We start from the raw sequence: 19,802 nt of genomic DNA on the forward strand, positions 1-19,802 counted from the left end.
ACTACAGCACCTCATATACAGTGTCTATACAACCTGCGCATGCTGGGCATACTTGTTTTCCGTTGCAATACTTCAAGTGTTCAGAAGTTGGGTGCGCAATAATCTTATGCGAACGAACTGCCGCAGCAGCATAGCAAACGCGCGAAATCATAGTAAGAGACCATTTTGCGCTTTGATTTAATGATTTAAACGACTGCCAAGCGCTTTCGCTTACATTTTCTGGGCAATTCTTCGCAATATCGTCAAGATGAGGACAATCTAACAATCTTGCCATATTTTTGAATCCAACTCGTAACTCAAGCGGATTATTATTTAAAGCATTTTTTACGCAAAGCGGCGGCTGATACACGTTTTCAGCAACGTTATGATCTTGAGCAGGATAATCGTTCTTAGCAACGTGAAATAGAATACTTCGCGAAATAATCGGCGCATTCGACTCATCAATAAGAGGATTCTCATCAGAAAAAAGTAAAGCAAGCTGGTAGCAAACTAGCTGCAAATCGTTAAAAACTCCGCTTGCCGCTAAAGGCTTTCCTGTTTTGTAGTCCAGTAAGCGAATATGCTCGGAACCATCTGAATTGATGCGCTTTTCCATGCGATCAATTCGACCGTGAATATGCACTTGCATATCTTCACTTGCGCCATCCGGCCATCCTCCAACTAAAGCACCCATCAATTCGTAGCAGTCATGCGTAGTAACGGTTTGCAAATTTGCATTCTTAAAAGTATTGTTCAATACGCGAGCAATATCATTAAATCCAAAATGCGCGCTTGTTTGCAATTCGCAATACGCTTGTTGCAATCTGCCTATGCTACTTTCTAAAGATTTTTCGCTTTTTGTAAGAGATTCTAATATGCCGTTTTCTGACTTTTTTGAGTTAAGATTGTATGTTGATTGATCGTAAGAAGTGACAAAATATTGCGCAATTGCATGCAACGCACGTTTAATATTCTTCTCGCGCGCAAGAGCAGAATAATGCTCCTTACTATCTCGAATATCTGCAAGTTCAGGCGCAATACTTAAGTAATACTTTTCCATAAGATTTGCGATTGCGTTACTGCGGCGCACAAGCGGAGAGTAGGGAGAATAGTCAGCTGAATTATTCGTCACTTCAGCCGCATTATTCGTCGCTTCGGTTTCATCAACTTCAGTTTCATCGACTTCAGTTTCCGGCATATCGTAATGCTGATTTTCGCTTGCCCACCTTGCAGTTTCGTGAATTAGCGTGCCAAAATACGTTGCTGCGCTGCCGGGTTGAGGGCCTAAAAGCTGACGATTTACCAATCCACACACAGGACATGCCCACAAACTGTCTACAGCTGAAGGAGACAAACTTATAACAGAGTTAATTTTTTTAGCAGAGCTAGCTTTTTCATTGTATTTTTCATTGTCTTTTCCAACAGAAGATTTTTCGTCAACATAGTCATCGACATCGCTCATAAAATCCCACTCAAAAGGATCAGCGCAAAATACTCCATTTTCTTTAAGTAATTGCAACGTTTGAGCAGCGTCAATAATCGCATTTCTAGACTTACTATTCTCACTATCGGAACTATCTGCATTACCTGCACTACCTGCATTACCTGCACTATTGCCAAACTCTTCTTTCATAGAAGAAGCACGCAAAATTTGCGAACGAGCAGCACACACTAGTCCACGAGCATCCATATCTAAACCAGCAAAAGGCGTAGTAAATTCCGTAAAAGGCGTGCGAGAATTTTCATTATTGTAGTATCTTTCAGGCAAATAATAATAAAGAAAGTCGCTTGGCACAGCACTATCGCTATATTGCGCGCTTATATACAAACTCTCTGTTGCGCGCGTAATAGCTAACAAAAAGCTGCGCTGTTCCGAAGCAAAAACTGCAGATTTATCATTATTCGAAAGAAGTGACGCATTCACAGTCAACTTAGAAGCAGAAATCTTAGAATGCAAAATAATATTCGCTAAACTTTCTGCGCCAAACATAGTGCTACGAGAAGCAAGATTTGGCCACACGCGTTGTTGTAAAGTAGGCATCCACACAAGATTCCAATGTTTTCCAACAGAACCAGCAGGAGTAGTAAGCGTTACAGCATCTGGAACAGGCGCTACCTTAGCAAGAGAATCAGCTTCAATTTCCATGCCACGAACTTGAGCTATAAAATCTGCAATACTTACAACATTTTCTTGTCTAAAAGTATCGTCAAACGTATTAATTGAAGAAATATCAGAAGAAACATATGAAGAAACATAATCAAAAAGACGCATTGCAGCATCCAAGCGATCGTTAGCTCGATAACCTTCCGAATTATGCTGTAAAGACATACGCTGCCAACGCTCAGCAACATGACAAATATTCCAAGCCTCACCAAGAGCATATTGAGCATTACTCAAATCAGGATTATTGTGCATACGAGAAGCGAGAATTTGCACGTTTTTCCACAGTTTTACAAAAGCTGCAACGTGCGGATTTCGAGGAGCCATATTCTGCAATATTTGCAATACAGTAGAATCATCATCTATAGAACGTGCAACATCTGCTACACAAAGCAAATAGCACGCATCGAGAGATAATGGCATAAGATCATTTGAACTGCCATCAATACGACTATTATCGACCAAAATTTGAGATTCAACGTACGCTTTGCTTTGCGCATCATGAAGCGAATTTTGCAACAAATCCCAGTTATGAACAAGATTTCGCAAAGGAGCATTAGATTCAAAGCTTTTGTTCTTTTCACCATTTTGCTCAATTAAAACAGCCGAAAGAGAGGAAAGAGAACGCATAAGCGAATCTACAGAATATAACTTCGCAGGTATTTCAACGTCTAAATCACCGTAAAATCCGAAATCACTTTTAGTAATCGCGGAAAGTGGACTATCCATAATATTCTGAACTCGCAAACGCACCCACGAAGCCAAATTTTGCAAACTTCTACCATGTTTTACTTGCTCAACAATTCCAGAAAAACCGTGCTGCGCAAATTGAGCAAGTTCAATAAGCGCAAATAAACCTTGCACAAATGGCTCATCTTTTAATGGGCGAGTTACTGACGAGTATCGCACAGGAACTCCAGAAGCGCGAAGCTGCTCGCCAAAAAGACGAACAGTAGAATTGTCGTGCGCAATTAACGCCATATCGCTCCACTTGCGCTTATTATTTACGTGAGATTGCTTCATTTGCCAAATAACAGCATCTAATTCCTCGCGCTGTGAACGATATAACGCTGTAAAAACAGTGTCGTCTGAGTTGAGATTAGAATTTTGGTTGGTTTCTATAGGCTCAATCGGTAGGGAACCTACAAATTTTGGCATTTTCCAAGGGCGATTTGGGAGTGCAACGTCTGTTTTATATTGCGAAGTAAGCGAAAGAGAAACGCGTGAAGCGAGTAATTCACGCATCGAAGGTGCTTGAGTATGATTTGCAAAAATTGGATCTGCAGAAGAATTTTTAGAAGAATCAACAGAATCGTCGGAAGAATTTTCGCAAGAATCAGCAAAACCCGTATATTCTAAAGTTTGCTCAGCAGCATTCAACTCATCCAAAACTGCAGAAATTGCATAATCCGGGTACGCTCCTCTAAACGATTGCACAGATTCATCCGGATTCGCAAGCAAAACTAAACGCGTGCCAATCTTCGACAAAGTCTCAATAAAACTCAAACCAGCTAAAGTAATATCTTGATAATCATCGACTACAAGAAGAGCCGGAATTTCAGAAGAATTTACTAAACCATGCTCTCCTAATTCGCGCGCAGATTTTGCACCCTCAACCAACAGTTGCGAAGCGTCAAGTCGGAAAGAAGATTTATAAGTGTCGGCAATTATTTTTCGATATTCAGCGCGCAAAGCAAACGCCAAACGCCATTGAGTTAATCTACGTTTAATAAGAACAGACGTTTGTAAAATATCACTATTATTGGCGTAAGATTGCTCGTCACTAAGAGCGCGAAGAACTGAATTTTCGCTTTCAAAATCGCTAATACCAAGCTCATCTAAACGAGCGAGCATATCGCGCAATTGATGCATAAAAGCGTTGTTAATATCGAAGTTATCTGCCAAAAATTCTGGAGACGAAGAAGTTGATTGTAGGAGCGGAGTTGCGGAAGCGGCGGAAGTGTTAGAAGCGTTAGAAACTGCGCAAGTTAATGGAACAACCCATTGAGACGTTTCAAAATAATCCTTAAAAAGCGCACATATATTGCAATCACCATTATCTCCACGCATAACATGCTCAATGTGTGCGCGCAAAACTTTACGAAGCAAAGAATCCTGCTCAGCACCATTTAGCAGCTTAGGCGAAGGATTATTCTTTAACTTACAGCAAGCAGAAATGATATTAAAAGCCAAAGAAGCCAAAGTGCCAACTGGACGAGACTGCTTACTCACACCAATTTGACGAATAATAATATTGTCAATTTTTGAAGCAAGAACACGATTTTGCACAGCCATCGCAGTAACATTATGCGACCAGCGCTTATAGCCGGAAATTGCTGCGCGCACAGCAAACTGCGTTTTACCAGTATTCGGCGCACCATACACAAGCAACGTATTAGTCACATTGCCAGAAGAATTGCGTAACGTACCGTCAAATAATGCTTGTAATGCAGTATCCTCACTCATACGCTTAATTCTAGCAATTAGGCAATAGTGGCGCGCAACAATACTATTCTTTTAACGTTGCGCGAGCGCGAGCATCCTTAAGCGCAAGAAATACACTGCCGACACCAATAAAAATAAGAGTGAACACAATTAACAAATACGCAACACCAACGCCCAAAGTAGTGGCATTAAAAGTTTGCGGTGCAAAGCCGAACCAGCCGGCAGGAGCGCCATAATTGAGGAAATTATAAGGCGCGCGCATTGCATGAACACCCCAACGCACGCCCGCAAACTCGCTAAGCATAGCAGCATAAGCAACATAAGCAAGAGGCGGAATCGTAGAGAAATAAATGTGTGCGCGAGTAGAGCGGAAACGGTAATCAAAAAGCACAAAATCAGCGATTGCAAGAAGCGGCGCAACTGCGTGGACGCAAAGACTGCTGCATCCGTTATTCATGTAAGCGCCAACGAAACCAAGCTTATTGGTAGGTGCTAAGAAACACAGGTACAAAGTGAATGTGACAGCAATTGAGATTGTCATCATGAATTTGAAAATGTACCAAGCGTTGGATTTTGAGTCGAACCATGCGCAAGATGCTGCGGAATCTTGCTGCGCGGCGGAAGCTGGCTGAGAGGTGAAAGCTACAGAATTACGAGCACGCATAAACGCAGCTGTATCAAGCAAAAGCGATCCAGCAAGAGCTACGCAAATCATAAGGTTAGAAAGATTCGTAAAATAAGTGAAGGTCATCAAGCCTTCCCACGAAGCAGCCATGCCATAAACAGATGCGATGATTGCAATCGTGCGTATTGCTGTGCGCGTCGCGTATTCGCGCGCGGTGAGAGGAGTCTTTTGTTCTTGCATGGAATCGTTTGCCATGTTATCTCGCTTTCGTAACTTCTATAATCTACTATTTAATAATCTTGTTTCATATTGCTTTAACGTGGCGCGAGTTTTGGGGGATTTCTTTATTTGTGATTTTATTTTACTCAAATGTGTGAGATAGGAATTACTTGTCTCGCAGCGCTCCGCTCTTATACCTTATTTGGACTTAGCGGTTGTGTAGTTAAGTTTAGTTTTTTACTTACTTTTTCTGCAAAAATAGTATTCGTCAATAGGATTATTACTATCGTTCCGCTTTTATATTGCTCGACCAAGCAATTCCTATCTCCCACTACTAATAAAACCGCTAGTGTTCTGTGGTGTGGTAGGAGTGCCTGGTGTGAAGTGTACAGCAGCACAAAAGCTAGCGTTCTCTAAGCAATAAATACTCAACGTCTGCAGAGCACAACTGCAAAACTTCATAAACGTGCAAGCATCCAATCAGTGCGAAAAATCTCAAATCTCTACCACACGAATATCCACGCGACCGCACGGCAATTCAATTAAGATGTTAAATAATATATAATCATGTTCACATATACATAATCTCATGTTAACAAGCGAAAATATGTAGAAGAAGTTGCAAAAATGCGGCGCGATTTTTGTAGATTCCTGCAAGTGCTGCGATTTAGCGCGCGAAAGCAACTCGGAGCGGAAACTCGCTCAAGTTGGAAGTCCAGTGGACTTCCAACGCGAGTTTCGTAAGCGAGCGCGTAATCCGCGCGAGCGCCAATCTGCACCAGTAACGGAAAACGGCAGAAACTGTGCAGCTGTGTAAAGTTTATGCTGCGAACGCAAGAAAATCCGACCAAAACTTTACAGCCGTGTAAAATTTATGCCGCGAACGCAAGAAAATCCGACCGAAACTGTGCAGCTGTGTAAAGTTTATGCTGCGAACGCAAGAAAATCCGACCAAAACTTTACAGACGCGCGCAGTTTATGCCGCCTACGCGCTAAATCGCAGCGCTAACGCAAAAGAGCGTAAGTCACGAACAAAAGATATAGTCGAAGGATGGTTCGGAGTGCGCATTTGCCGCAAAATCGCGGGCGGCGCTGAGATTAAATCCGTAAAACCTGATCTAGATAGTGCTAGCGAAGGGAAACATTATGACAACATGCAACACTGAAAAAACAAATACCTGCAACGAAGCAAACGAATACTGCACAAACACAACAACGCAAGTCGACACATGCTTCTCAGCACGCGCACGCCGACGCATGTTCCTTAACGACGTGCGTCAATGCATCGAACGCGTGCGCATACAGCAGCCACTCACCCATTGCATCACGAACGTAATCGTGCAAGACATTACAGCCAACGCACTGCTCGCCGCCGGCGCCTCGCCAATTATGGTAACCGATCCGGAAGAAGCGCATGCACTTGCGCAAATTGCCACAGGCGTGCTCATAAACGTTGGCACATTCCATCAGCCAGAAACTTCCGAATACATGCGCGCAGCCGTTGAAGGATGCGAAAAAGCCGATACCCCGTGGGTGCTTGACCCGGTTGGAATCGGCGTTCCAGCACTCGCACCTCGCGCGCGCTTTATTCACGAAATTATTAAGCACCACCCTACTGTAATCCGCGCAAACGCTTCCGAAATCATGGCGCTTGCAGGCAAAGAAAGCAACGGAAAAGGCGTAGATTCTCACGATAACGTAAACGACGCGCTTCAAGCTGCTCGCGAATTAGCTAAAAAATACGGATCTGTAGTGGCAATTTCTGGCGAAAAAGACGCAATTTACGGCCATGGATGCTTAGCTCGCGTAACAGGTGGCCACAAAGCTATGACTAAAGTAGTTGGAACTGGATGCGCTTTGGGAGCGTTAGTTGCAGCGTACGTTGGCGCAAACCCAGAACGTCCGCTCGCAGCAACTGTTGCAGCGCACGTGCACGCAGCAGCGGCTGGAACTTGGGCGGCTCGCCAAACCACAGCTCCAGGCACTTTCCGCACGCTGTGGATGGATGCGCTTTCAACTCTTAGCGTAAACGACATGTTTAGTTTGACGAATATTGAGTTTACGGTGGAGCCTGTGGATTGGACGCTATATTTGGTAACGGATCCGCGAATGGGAAATCGCCCGGAAGAAGAAGTGGCTGTGGAGGCGATTGAAGGCGGAGTTACAGTTGTGCAATTGCGCGATAAGTATTCCGACGACGCGGAGATTGCAGCTAAAGCGAAGAAGTTGCGCCACGCGCTTATTGATTCCGGACATGGCGACGTGCCTGTTTTTATTGACGATCATGTTGATTGCGCAGCTCAGCTTGGTTTCAACTTGCACGTTGGGCAAAAGGATACGCCGTTTGTTGAGGCGCGAAAGGCGATGCCGGCTGAGTGGATGGTCGGGCTTTCTTGCGCGCGACCGGATTTGATGGAGAAAGCTTACCGCGAGTGCAAAGAAAACGACGTTCCACTGCCGGATGTGATTGGCATTGGTGCCGCTTTTGAAACGCATACGAAAGCGCACGACGTGCCACCGCTGGGAGTTGACGGAGTGAACGAAGTTGCGAAAGTTGCGCACTCTATGGGCGTAAAAACGTTGGCAATTGGCGGAATTCACGAGAACACAGTGTTCCCTATTCGCGGTCTTGAGCTTGACGGAGTTTGCACAGTATCGGCGCTTATGTGCGCTGAGGATGCTGGGAAAGTTGCGCGCGAGCTTAAGCGCGTGATTACTGAGTAAAGCTAGCTTGAGCGCAGCATAGCGCGTAGGCGGCAGAAACTTTACACCGTTGTAAAGTTTTTGCCGTTTTTTGGCGCGTAGCCGACCTTTATTTTACACGGCTACACAGTTTCTGCCGTTTTTTGGTGCGGGAACGACAGTTTCTTTACACCGCTGTAAAGTTTTGGTCGGAATCTGGCTGGTAAACGGCAGAAACTGTACACATCTGCACAGTTTCTGCCGTTTTTCGTTACTCACGCAGATTGCGCGCTGCGCGAGTATCACTTAGTTTGCTGAAGGATGCGCACGGAGTGGTTTACAGGTCCATGCCCGTGCTTTCCGTCGCGTCCAACATGCAATTCACTTCCAGCAGCAATCGCCTCGCGAAGCCACGCAGTCGACCATTCAAGCGCGCGAAGTACGGTATCGTGCTCGCTTAAACTCTTACCCTCTCGCAAAGCAAGCCCAATTTTCGTGGCCAACGCAGAAGAAAGCGAGCATCCAGTTCCGTGAGTTGTGCTTGTTTCAACGCGCTCGCTTGGCACGTGGCTTGCGTAGCCATCCGGGAAAACCGCAGTATTTCCAACGTCTTCGCCAGTTAAGTGCCCACCTTTTACGATTACGACAACGCTATTTTTTGCAGCCAACTCGCGCGCCTGATTGCAAGCTTCCTCAAAGTTTTCCGCAACGCGCGATTCGCTCAAAGCCGCCAATTCCGGCACGTTTGGCGTCACAACATCAACGCAGCTTATAAATTTTCGCATAGCATTTTCAGCACTCGCCTCAAGCAAGCGCTTCCCGGAAGTCGATATCATCACAGGGTCTAGCACGCTTACAGGAACCGGATTATCGCGCATCCAGTCTCGCATAGCTTCAATGTATTCAGCGCATCCGAGCATACCAATTTTTAGCGCGTCAACTGTAACGTCGTCGTACACGCACGAAAGTTGAGTGCGGAAAAAGCTGACCGGCGGCGTGAATACTTCGCGAACTTCGCACGTGTTTTGCGCAACCAAATTAGTTGGTATGCACATGCCATAGCCGCCCGCCGCCATAATTGACTTGAGATCTGCCTGAATCCCGGCTCCACCTGTTGGGTCTGTGCCAGCTACACTTAGCACGCGCGGAATGATTGGATTTGATTGCTGCATAGGCGATTTAGCATGCTGCTCGTCATGCTGTTTGCTTGATACTAGCGTCATAACTTTTATTATATTGCGTCGCAGGCAAATATAGTTTCATGAGAAAGTATAGTTTATATTACATTTTGTTTAATGTGGCGCGAGTTTTTGCTGGTGTTTGGCTGGCGGGTTTCTTGTGTGGCTGTGAGTGGTGGGTGTTGCTTGTCTCGCAGCGCTCCGCTCTTATACCTTATTTGGACTTAGCGGTTGCGTAGTTAAGTTTAGTTTTTTACTTACTTTTTCTGCAGAAATAGTATTCGTCAACGAGATTATTACTATCGTTCCGCTTTTATATTGCTCGACCAAGCAACACCCACCCCTCACTCGTAAATTCACCCACCGTTGTTTTGTGGTGCGGTAGAAGTGCTTGGTGTGGCTTGTGCAACAGCACGGACGCTAGCGTCCACTATGCAATAAATACTCAGCGTCTGCAGAGCACAACTGCAAAACTTCATAAGCATGCAGACATTCAATCAGTGCGAAAAATCTCAAATCTCTACCACACGAATATCCACACGACCGAATAACGCGCAATTAAGATATATATATATAACCTATTGCGTCGCAGGCGCGACGACTGCCTGAGCGCTGCGATTTAGCGCGCGAAGGCAACTCGGAGCGGAAACTCGCTAAAGTTGGAAGTCCAGTGGACTTCCAACGCGAGTTTCGCAGCAAGCGCGCTTTGCGCATCAGCGTCTACGCATCACAGCCGAAGCCACTTGAACTTAAACTTTGACTTGAGTTTGAAGAGCAGATTGCCACTTCGAAGCGCTTCAGCCGAAGCGTCGCAGTGCTTGCTGTCCGTTAATCCGCCAAATCCGTTGCCACTAAGCACCGAGCCAAGCCATCCGCGCCTACCGAATGCGCCGGATGCCAAGAACAGCGCCAACAGCACGCCGAACATGAAGCTGAACCATATTGCAGCCTGACCACCGCTGTAAGGCAGTGCAACCGGACGCACCAAGTATCCGAAGCTGAAGTATCCGACTAAGCGACCCATATTGTTCTTATCAAAGTCTTCACTCTTGTTACCGGAGCTATCTTTTGCACGTCCGTACAAAGCGTACTCAACTCCACTGCCGTCAATCTTGAGCTTCTTGAACGCCGCAGTATTTACGGAGCCATTATTGCCCATTATTGACTTGCAGCTATTAAAATCAGTTGAACCTCCAGCCTCATTGACTTTGCACGCAACCAAGCTAAGGTCGCTGATTCCAGAGAAGCTATCGTAGTCGTCGTGAACATCAGCAAACAGAGTCTTCTTATCCTTGCTTTCCGACTTAGAAGCCTCACTTCTATTAACCGTGAGCTTAGCGTAGTCCTTCTCCTCCATCGTTACAACGTAAGGATTATTAGCATCCGCGTGCCCACTTAGAAGCGATCCTGCAGTTGCTGCAACAGTTGGCTTAACGTTATCAACAGGCACCAGATACACAGGCATTACGAATTCGTAGTTGGCATCGTTATCCCAGCCGCCAGCTTTGCCTCGCGTTTTATGAGTATCTCCAACCCAGCTATCGCCGTATGTCATAATAACTGACAAACCATTATCTGGATTCTTGAGAACCTTATGACCGATTAAGCTCTTATCAATCGCGCCAGACCTACCCCATGCACCAACACCAGCGAAGTCAGCAAGCGAAAGACCAGTATCCTTACTATCAGACGTTACGCCAGCGCTATTAGGAATATGATATCCGCCGCCTAAATAAGAATTCGCCTTTGGAATCATATCTATGACGTTTACGTACCAAGTTTCTGCAGCAGCAGATCCACCATTGTCGTTACCAGCGCCGTTAGCACCAGACCTATGATCTGCAGATGGATCATACGTATATAAGTGCGTATTCCAATCAATAGTGAAGCCGTTTCGTCCAACAGTAACGCCGTTTTCTTTATGCTCACCATCGACCTTATCGCTACCTCTTACTTCCGGCAGCAAGGATGGCTGGCAATCAGCAAAGTCCCACTTACTTCCATCAACATATGTTCCACACTCATTTGCTGGATGCAAAGCACTGTTACGCTTAAGCTTCAACGCAGCTTGCAAATCATTAAGACTAAACTCACTCTTAGTTGAAGCATTGTACAGATACAGAAGAGACTTCTTATCTTTCGAAAGAATGAATCCTGGATCATCCGGACGATCCTTTACGCGCAGAACTTTACTATTATCCTTAGTTTCATCGAAGCTAGTAGGCGCATCAGCTAAGTAGTCTGCAGCACCCTTACTATCGCCACCATACTCGCTATCGACGTTTTCAGGCGCGCGCAATCGCACAAATCGCGTAATCTTATTTTCTTGCGGATTTGGAACGAGCACGCGGCTTCTCCAGCCTCGAGTCAGAACAGCAACGTCTTGTTTATTTCCTACTTGGCGGTCACCATAGTTAGGCAGCTTCAAAGGCTTCTGTTCTTTGGTCATAGTGTTGTAGTCATACTGCCTGAACGTCACCATAGTTCTACCAGGTCCAAGCCTTGGATCCTCATTCGTAACGATTTCGCTATCGCTTGGAAGCCAAATTCCCTTCCTTGGATCATTTGCAAAGTTGTTTTCGCTACGCAAATCCATTCGTATTGCGCGCTCCTCGTGACCGCTTAGCAACATTGGGTGTATTTGCACTATTTGACGCTTCATCGTAACGTCGAAGTACACGCAGTCAGACGGCTTAAGTTGACCTTCCCAATCGCTTGCCCTCCAGTAATCCGGACGGCATACTTCGCTAGGCTTTTCTTTTGCGTAAGCCATTGGCAGCACGTCAAGAGTATCTTCTGAACTAGCGTCGTCTCTGTAAGAGCGTTTATCTTTTGCAGCACGTCCTTTTGCAGCACGCGTACTTCCGCGGTTTCCGCCGTTTCCGCCGTTTCTTGCAGTCTTGTTCCCGTCTCTATTACCTGAGTCATCGACAAGATCTTCAGGGCTTCTAACACCAGGCATATACGTCCATGGACCAACCTCAAGACGGTTGCGCGCTCGAACTACGCTTCCTGGAGCTAAGAAACCGCTAGGGAATGTTAGAACAGCATTACCAACTTTATCGTGATCAAGCGTTACTTCCTTCGGCTTGGAAGTACCAGAGCATACACTCCATGATTTATCCCAACAGATGGAAATTGTTTTACCAATGCTGTTTTCTATGTCAGGCTCATTCTGGTTTCCACTAGATGCACTAGATCCATAAACAGCATTAGAAGCAGCTTGCTTAGCTTTTTCAAGCTCCGAAGCAGGATGATAGTAAACTACCATTCTTTTAGCTCCAAAGCCTGATTTAACTACAACCTTATAGTTGCGGCTTTGTGAGTTATTAAGCCATCTATCTTCTTTTGCAACCTCATCTGTTTCACCATCATATGCAACAACAGATGGCTTCACCACATCTGTCCACTTCGCTTTGAAGCATCCAACAACAGTTCTTTCACTTTGCTTTCCAGCACTATCCGTAGTTTCAGCATACATTGTAAATACAGTTTGCTTATCTTTGCTTGGATTTTGCAAATCCGTACTTCTGTATTTTTCAACAAACCTTCTAAGCAAATGTTTATTTGTAACGCCGTTACTAACAAACTTCAGCATTGGACTAGAAATTTTACCGTCAGGATACTGAATGTCGTTCGCTTTAATATATATATTCAGATTACCAAGCAGGACTTTACTGTTTATACTAATCTTGCATAAATTAACGTATTTCTTATTAAATACAGTACCATCCACCCATTCATCTTTGCATTGATCAGATTCGTACGCATTGAAATCATCGTCTAACTTTAACGCTGCAGGTAAATTAATCGTGGCATTATCAGCTTCATACCAAGCTTTACCACCATAATGCTTACTATCTAGAGTATCAAGAGTAATAACATCAGCATCAACAGTAGTGCAGTTATTCACATCGCCGTTAAGCATGCATCTTCCGTGAATATCCCACGGCTTACCGTCCCACTTCTGATAACTCTTCGCACTAATCGTCGGCTTCTCACTATCAACCGGCATAAACCACACGTTTATCACGTTCGTTGTGTTATCTGGCGTCTTACCAGGATCGCGAAGCAGAAGATCGTTCGTAACCTGACCATTATTCACATAAAGTTGCGCATGCACGAACGGCCTGTTATTTGCGTACCCCTCAGGCTTCGAAGTACCCTCACCGTACGCGTCGTAGTCGTTCATAGTGTCGACATCAATATTCTTAGTTATAACGTCGCCAATATTTTCGCCATCTGCTTGACCATTCAGATCTTCACCGCCAGGCATAAGGAAGTCCTTGTGAATAGCATACTCACTAACCTTATCTTTACTTAAATGTTGACTACCCTTATCTTCAACAAGCCTATCTGTGATATGTACTTCACTTCCGCCCTTCATGTTTACAGAAGCATCGTAAGAGAATGAAGAAGGATCCTTAATAAATTCATTAGGCGTATACTTAACTAAATTAAGCTTATTTCGCCACTGGCACTTACCTTCTTGCGCAAAACCTTTATGAGCAGCAATAGACGTAGCACATGTCTTGTCGTGCACAGCGTAACCTAATCCATCTTCAACTACCATAGGGTTATCGCCATTCCACGCATCAAATTGCCTATTATCCGCCGCACTCATAGGAGTTAGTGAAGGCTGCGGCTTACTTTCATCTTGCGTATTGATACTCGGCGTACCTTTTACAAGCTTTAGCACATCCTGAAGGTTTAACGGCTTACCATTGCCGCCCTTGCGGTATGAGTTTATGTTCCACTTGTACACAAAGTATTGCGTGCCATACTTCTGATTTCCATACAAGCCATTTTGCGGCCCGTCAAATCCAGGATCGTTTCGCCCGTCAACACTCTTCTTGTTGTTATTTACTAATCCCCACGTATAGTCCTTACGCATGTCAACGAAGCGCGTTACCTTATGCTCAATCGGGTTAAGAATAGTCTCGTCATCAGCTTCCAACTTTTTGAAAGAAAGAGTCTTTTTGGCGTACTGCTTTTGTTTAATATCTCCTATCGCGTTAATACCAGTAACGCCACCTAAGCACAGCTTCCACTGCTGATCCGTCTCCGAGTCGCATGAGTATTGAGGCTTATCTTCACCATAAGCATACTTTGCTTGAGTTTTTGCAGGATTAAAGCCATTGTCGTACTGATCGTAAGTATCGTACTTCTTTTGGTCTTTAACGCCAATTTCTTCCTTGCGGTATCCGAAGATTCGCTCGTTACGCTTATCGTGCCTCATCCAAGAAAGCATTGCCACGATTTCGTTATTATTAAGCTCAAACGGGTTCACTTGCACTAAGCCGTTTGGCCACGCAATATCGAGCGGAAGCGGGTCGGATTCTTCGCGATCCTGCATATTGCTTGGATCCATAAGCTTCCAAAGTTTATTTTGACGCTCATCTGGATTTTTATCTGACACAGAGTAAGTGTCTACGTAAATTCTGGAACCAATTTCCGCAAAGTATTCCGGAATCGTAATATTTCCAGTTACAGGATCAAAAGTGATTTCGCACTTATCGTCGCCGTTAGTAGTGCAACCCTTGATATGATCTCCAAGATTTGCTGTAATAATGCGCTTACTAAATTCCTTACGCCAATCATCGTTACTTTTCCCAGTAGAACGATCTTCACCTTCAGCATCTCGATCCTGACCCTTAGATTCTTCCGACTTATTTTCAGAATCTTTAGCATCTTCAGAATTCTTGGCGTCCTTGTTATCGGAGTTCTTGCTACCGTTATTGCCTTTATTATCTTTGCTTGCGCTACCGTTTTCTGCAGTATTAGCAGCATCACTCTGCTTGTTACCATCACTTACTTCAGGTTTTTGTACTTCAGATTTCTGAGTATTCGCATTCTTAGAAGAATCACCTTCGTTTAGTACAGCAAGCTTTACACTACCGCGCCTTCCAGGAACATTGCTCTTCTTAGCGTTCTTCTTAGAACGCTTCTTAGCTGTCTTATTCTTAGCATTCTTCTTAGTTGCTTTAGAAATCTTCAAAGAAGCAGGCTTGTTGCTAGTTTGCGGCTTATTAGCTTGCTCATCCTGCTTACCCTGCTGATTTTGGGTAGAGTTCTCCCCTGGTTTGGCGTTATCGTTCTTTTCGCTATCAGCTTTAGCTTTATTGTCAACTTTCGCCTTACCGTCAGCAGATTTACCGTCAGCAGATTTACCGTCAGCTTTAGATTTATCTTTATCCTTGCCATCAGCCGACTTGCCATCAGCTGCCTTATCGTCAGACGCATCTCTGTCCTCTAAAGCAGCTCTATCCTCAGCAGACCTATCCTCTGCAGCTCTAGACCCATCCGGGCTTGCAGCATCATTATTGTGATTATAAGTATTAACCTGATACCAAAGATCAGTCTTCTTATTACCATCTCGCTGAATAACAATGCCGTAGCAGCTGCCATCCTTTGGGCAAAGTGTATCGTAGTTGTGCTCATTCCCCGGCTTTTCCTTACCGCGCGCCCAAATTCTAACCATAATCGAGCGCACGCGCTTATCTTCATCCCAAGGATTCACGCGCCCAACATAATGTCCATTCGGCTTCTTATCCCACCAAACGTTTGGCAAACCATAGCCAGGAGATACAATAATCAGCCTAATTTTCTTTATTACGGAATTACCTGCAGCATCCCAACCGTGGAATATCAGATCATGCACACCATGATTTCTAGTCTGATCGCCCACTAGTACTGTAGGAGAACCATCATCTTTAGAATTACCGCTGTTAATCACCCATCCAACTTGATCCGTTTCATTATCAAGCTCGCCATTTTTATGAATGAACTGATTGTAGCTTATTGTAGTAAAATCGCCGCAACCGCGGGTATCGCAATTATTCTTATTGCTACGCGAAGTAGTAATCATATCGAAATCATTGCGCACAACGACTTTTTTATTATCAAAGAATCTCTTATTTTTATCGTTAGTAAAGTAGTCAGTAGCTTCCTTCGGCTTTACGCCAAGCAAAATCCTCTTATCGTCATGGCCCTTAACCCAGAACTTAATTTTGCTATCAACAGGAATCTTCAAACCATCAGCTGGAACGTCAACAGGATTTCCGTTATTTACGCTCACTTTTACATCCAACGTTGGCTTCTCGTAATCAACATACGGGAATACAACAGGTATAACAGTAGTCGAGTTATCCCAGAACGTAATCTTTACGTACTTTACAAACACGTAATTTGGCAAAACTTTAGGATCCTTGCCATCTTGCAACTGAGCACTATACTTGTTGCGCATCCAAGTTCTGTAAACACGCTTGATTTTAGCCAAAACTTTGTCATGCAAGTCTTGCTTTACAGGATCTCCAGGCTTCAACTCCTTACCGTCATCACCTGTCTTAGGAGCATCGCTTACAAACCAAACATTACGCTTAGTAGCATCTTGCGCTTTAGGCCAGCATGCAGGCATGCTGTCTTCACGATCCTCGCCAATAGCTGCACGATCGTCATTCACAGCGGAATCATCGTCGCCATCCACGGATCTAAATGAAATAGAAGACCTAGATTGACCGGTAATTTTATCCTTGTACTCATCAAGAATCTTAGAGTGACCGCAAGGATTTACAACGCTGACAATAGGCACTTTGGCAGCAACGCTTAAATCAGCATCTTGAAGAGTATTCGAGCGAGGCTCATCACCCCACTTATCCGTCCACTCAGCTTTGTAAACAGCAAGATTCTTAAGAGGAGTATTAGAATCTCCTTCCGGATCATTAGTCAAATAGTTAGCATCAAGCGGATAATCGTTTGTCTTAGCGCCCTTCCTCTGCCTTATGGAACCATACCTATTTCTTGAACCATAATCAGTCTTATTAACAGGCGGGAACAAGTTAGGATCGAAAGCCATTACCTGCTTATACAAGTCGGAACGTTTGCCAACAAAATTCACAAACCCAGCATTATTATCACGATCATCAATAATAAGAGGATTAGGAAGCGGCTGATCGTAAGAATAATACTTAGGAGTCTTGTTATTCTCGTCATATTCCTCAGTTTGCAAAGGCTTAAACACATCCGCTTGCGTAATAATCCTATACCACAAATCCTGAGTTTCGCTCATGTGATACGTTCTATCGTTATATCTAAGCTCAAGCTTGTGTCTACCAGGCTCTGAATCCTTCGTATTATGGTCGTTCATACCAGGATTACGGAACCACTGATTGCCTCGAGCGTAGCCGTTATTCGGAGAATAATAATCAGGCAATAAGCGTATATCTTGATTCTCATTCATAAGATGCGAAGCTCCCAAAGGCTGATTTACTATTCCAAGCAATACGCTAGAGAATGAAATATGCCTGTGCTCAAGATAATTACCGCTGTCACTGTTGTACGGACCCAAACCAGTACCCTTAAGGAAGTGGTATCTAGGAGCCTGAATATCCATAATTCGCGGCGCACCATACCACTGCTGATGCATTACAGTGTACATGTAGAAGTTAGCGTCACGTCCAAAATTAGTCATGGAGTATTTACTGGCTTTAGTAACACCAAACGGGTCAGTATCACCATAAAAACCTTTGCTGTATTTTTTACCGTAGTAAGATCCTGCAGCGTAGAAGAATGAAAAGTTTTCGCAACCTGTTCCATCGCCCTTGTTAGCAGTGCAATATGAGTCGTTTTTATTCGTAGAAGTTGTAGTAGTGAAGTGAATCTTATAAGTATAAGCAATCTCGCCAGACTTAATTTTGTTCACAAAACTAAATACACGCTGCGTGTCACCTTTTATAGATTGATAAAGATTTTGCACAAGAGCAACATAAGCAGGGCTATAGCCTCTGTTATAGCTTCCTTCAACTTTAGGAACAACTTTAAGATCGCCTTCATCCAAAGCACCATAGCTACTGGACTTAATGCAGTCCAAACCTTGACCATCACGGCACCAACCAATAACGTCAGCACTACCTAAATCTTCAGTTGTTACAGCATCTGGAAGGAGCCTAGAATAATTGCCATTCTTACTGTCGTCATTGCCCCTCATCTTATTCCAAGCTGCGACTAAGTCGTCTCCAGTATCAAAATCGTTACCGTCGGTTTTAATACTGCACAAACCGTTAGGATTATCCCACGAGAATGAGCAAGTTTCGCGAGGAGGATTCTTGTTGCCTTGGTTTTTCTTATACAAAGCAGTAGCTTCCCTACCGCTGTAAAGAACTCGCTGAATGTACTGCCTTCCACCTTCGCTACCTTTGTCTAGAATCTGACCTTTTGGAATAGTAAAGTAATCGAGAGCAGCACCAGCGCCCTGAGTACGGCCGCCAGCGTTAAAAATAACATCCCACACAAAGCCGCCACCGGAAAGCTTAGGCGTACGCTTTACAAACACGAAGTCTGCAGTGTCGTCAATAGGCAAGTTAATTCTATCGACGCCGGAACCCTTATGGTTAAATGCCATATTGCGGAAGCGGCCCATAATGAAAGTGCCCTTAGGGTACGGGGTGAAGTAAGTTGCGCCGTAATGATCCGTGCCGGAAGGATCTTCAGGCACAGGACCGTTCTCATAGTGGCCGCGAGGTCTCGTTGCTGCACCAATAAATTGGTCGCCAGATTCCAAGTTGTATCCAAGACTATTAACATCCAAATCGTGGCCGTTCGTGGCTCGCAAACCAGCACCGTCGCCGTCAGTAGTAATGCATGCGCCTAAAGCGTAATCCTTGTTACACCCAGGGCGATACTCTTCGTAAGATTCGCGAGCTGTGTAATTCTTAGCGTCGCGACTTTGCGCTTTTGCTCTTTCTTCTTCTGCAGCGCGCTCAAAAAGTGACTTTGGTTGAGAGCCGAACGGAGAGCCAAATGGAGAATCAAATTGAGAGTCAAACGGAGAAGAGAACGGCGAAGCGAACGGAGAAGCAAACGGCACGCCTGCGCCAGAGCCTGCAGAAGGATTAAAAGATTGAGAGAGTGGATTCCCTGAATCTACAGATCCTTGTGAATTGTCTAAACTCTGTAACGCAGAAGACTGAGATGATGCAGATAAGTCTGGATTAGAGTCTGGATTATTAGAATTAGAGTTTGAATCAGACTTTGGATCAGACTTTGCGGAATTACTAGCGGAATTACTAGCGGAATTACTAGCACTATCCAAAGCAACTGCGGTTTCAGCAGTAATGCAAATAGGTAGCAACATTGCTACCGAAAGAGAGCAAACAAGAACAGTTTTAAGAGCACTGGCGAAAGAGCTGCTGAACGCACGATACGCAAAAACAGACTCGCGTTTAGACGAGCGTTTATTCACGCAATTAGCTAAACGCTTAGCTATACGCTTAGCAACGTTACTAGCTACACGCTCAGAAACGCGACTAGCTACACGCTTAGCCGCACTCTTAGCCACACGGTACATATGCTGAGTCGCACGTTTAGCTACACGAGTTGCGCATTGAGTCAATTGACCTATGCGAACAAGAACGTTTAGCATAATCGTCCAAATACTCTTCATTGTTTCCACCTGTTTTGCATTGTTTTACACTGCTTTGCGTCGCCCCCACGGCACCGCAAGTTTGTTATTAAG

Annotated in this window: 5 protein-coding genes and 1 riboswitch; of the genes, 1 reads left to right on the forward strand and 4 read right to left on the reverse strand. The window is 44.6% G+C overall.

The window, feature by feature from the left end; genetic code table 11:
- Nucleotide 1: 1 nt before the first annotated feature.
- Together ACJV2T_RS03930 and ACJV2T_RS03935 are read right to left on the reverse strand one after the other, a co-directional pair.
- Nucleotides 2-4,606, reverse strand: coding sequence for a PD-(D/E)XK nuclease family protein (locus ACJV2T_RS03930; RefSeq protein ID WP_419399202.1), 4,605 nt, complete (start codon nt 4,604-4,606; stop codon nt 2-4).
- A 43-nt stretch (nt 4,607-4,649) separates the two neighbouring features.
- Complete coding sequence (locus tag ACJV2T_RS03935) at nt 4,650-5,465, reverse strand: hypothetical protein (protein WP_419399203.1); 816 nt, start codon at nt 5,463-5,465, stop codon at nt 4,650-4,652.
- 1,011 nt (nt 5,466-6,476) lie between these two features.
- Nucleotides 6,477-6,586: riboswitch (TPP riboswitch) on the forward strand.
- Between ACJV2T_RS03935 and thiM the strand changes: the two genes are divergently transcribed.
- A complete protein-coding gene (thiM, locus tag ACJV2T_RS03940) occupies nt 6,576-8,153 on the forward strand; it encodes a hydroxyethylthiazole kinase (RefSeq protein ID WP_415687500.1) in 1,578 nt (525 codons plus the stop codon). Its footprint overlaps the riboswitch before it by 11 nt.
- Before the next feature lie 260 nt (nt 8,154-8,413).
- Here thiM and thiD read toward each other — a convergent pair whose 3' ends face one another.
- Nucleotides 8,414-9,334 carry a bifunctional hydroxymethylpyrimidine kinase/phosphomethylpyrimidine kinase gene (thiD, locus tag ACJV2T_RS03945; RefSeq protein ID WP_419399204.1) on the reverse strand — a complete coding sequence of 307 codons (921 nt, stop codon included), beginning with the start codon at nt 9,332-9,334 and terminating at the stop codon, nt 8,414-8,416.
- 682 nt (nt 9,335-10,016) lie between these two features.
- Complete coding sequence (locus tag ACJV2T_RS03950) at nt 10,017-19,730, reverse strand: hypothetical protein (protein WP_419399205.1); 9,714 nt, start codon at nt 19,728-19,730, stop codon at nt 10,017-10,019.
- Nucleotides 19,731-19,802: the final 72 nt, after the last annotated feature.

The sequence above is a fragment of the Gardnerella phocaeensis genome (assembly GCF_048545075.1).
Taxonomy (GTDB): Bacteria; Actinomycetota; Actinomycetes; order Actinomycetales; family Bifidobacteriaceae; genus Bifidobacterium; species Bifidobacterium vaginale_J.

Coding starts and splice junctions, on each gene's coding strand:
- ACJV2T_RS03930 (WP_419399202.1), bottom strand. CDS start 4,606: ATGAGTGAGGATACTGCATTACAAGCATTATTTGACGGTACGTTACGC.
- thiM (WP_415687500.1), top strand. CDS start 6,576: ATGACAACATGCAACACTGAAAAAACAAATACCTGCAACGAAGCAAAC.
- ACJV2T_RS03950 (WP_419399205.1), bottom strand. CDS start 19,730: ATGAAGAGTATTTGGACGATTATGCTAAACGTTCTTGTTCGCATAGGT.
- ACJV2T_RS03935 (WP_419399203.1), bottom strand. CDS start 5,465: ATGGCAAACGATTCCATGCAAGAACAAAAGACTCCTCTCACCGCGCGC.
- thiD (WP_419399204.1), bottom strand. CDS start 9,334: ATGACGCTAGTATCAAGCAAACAGCATGACGAGCAGCATGCTAAATCG.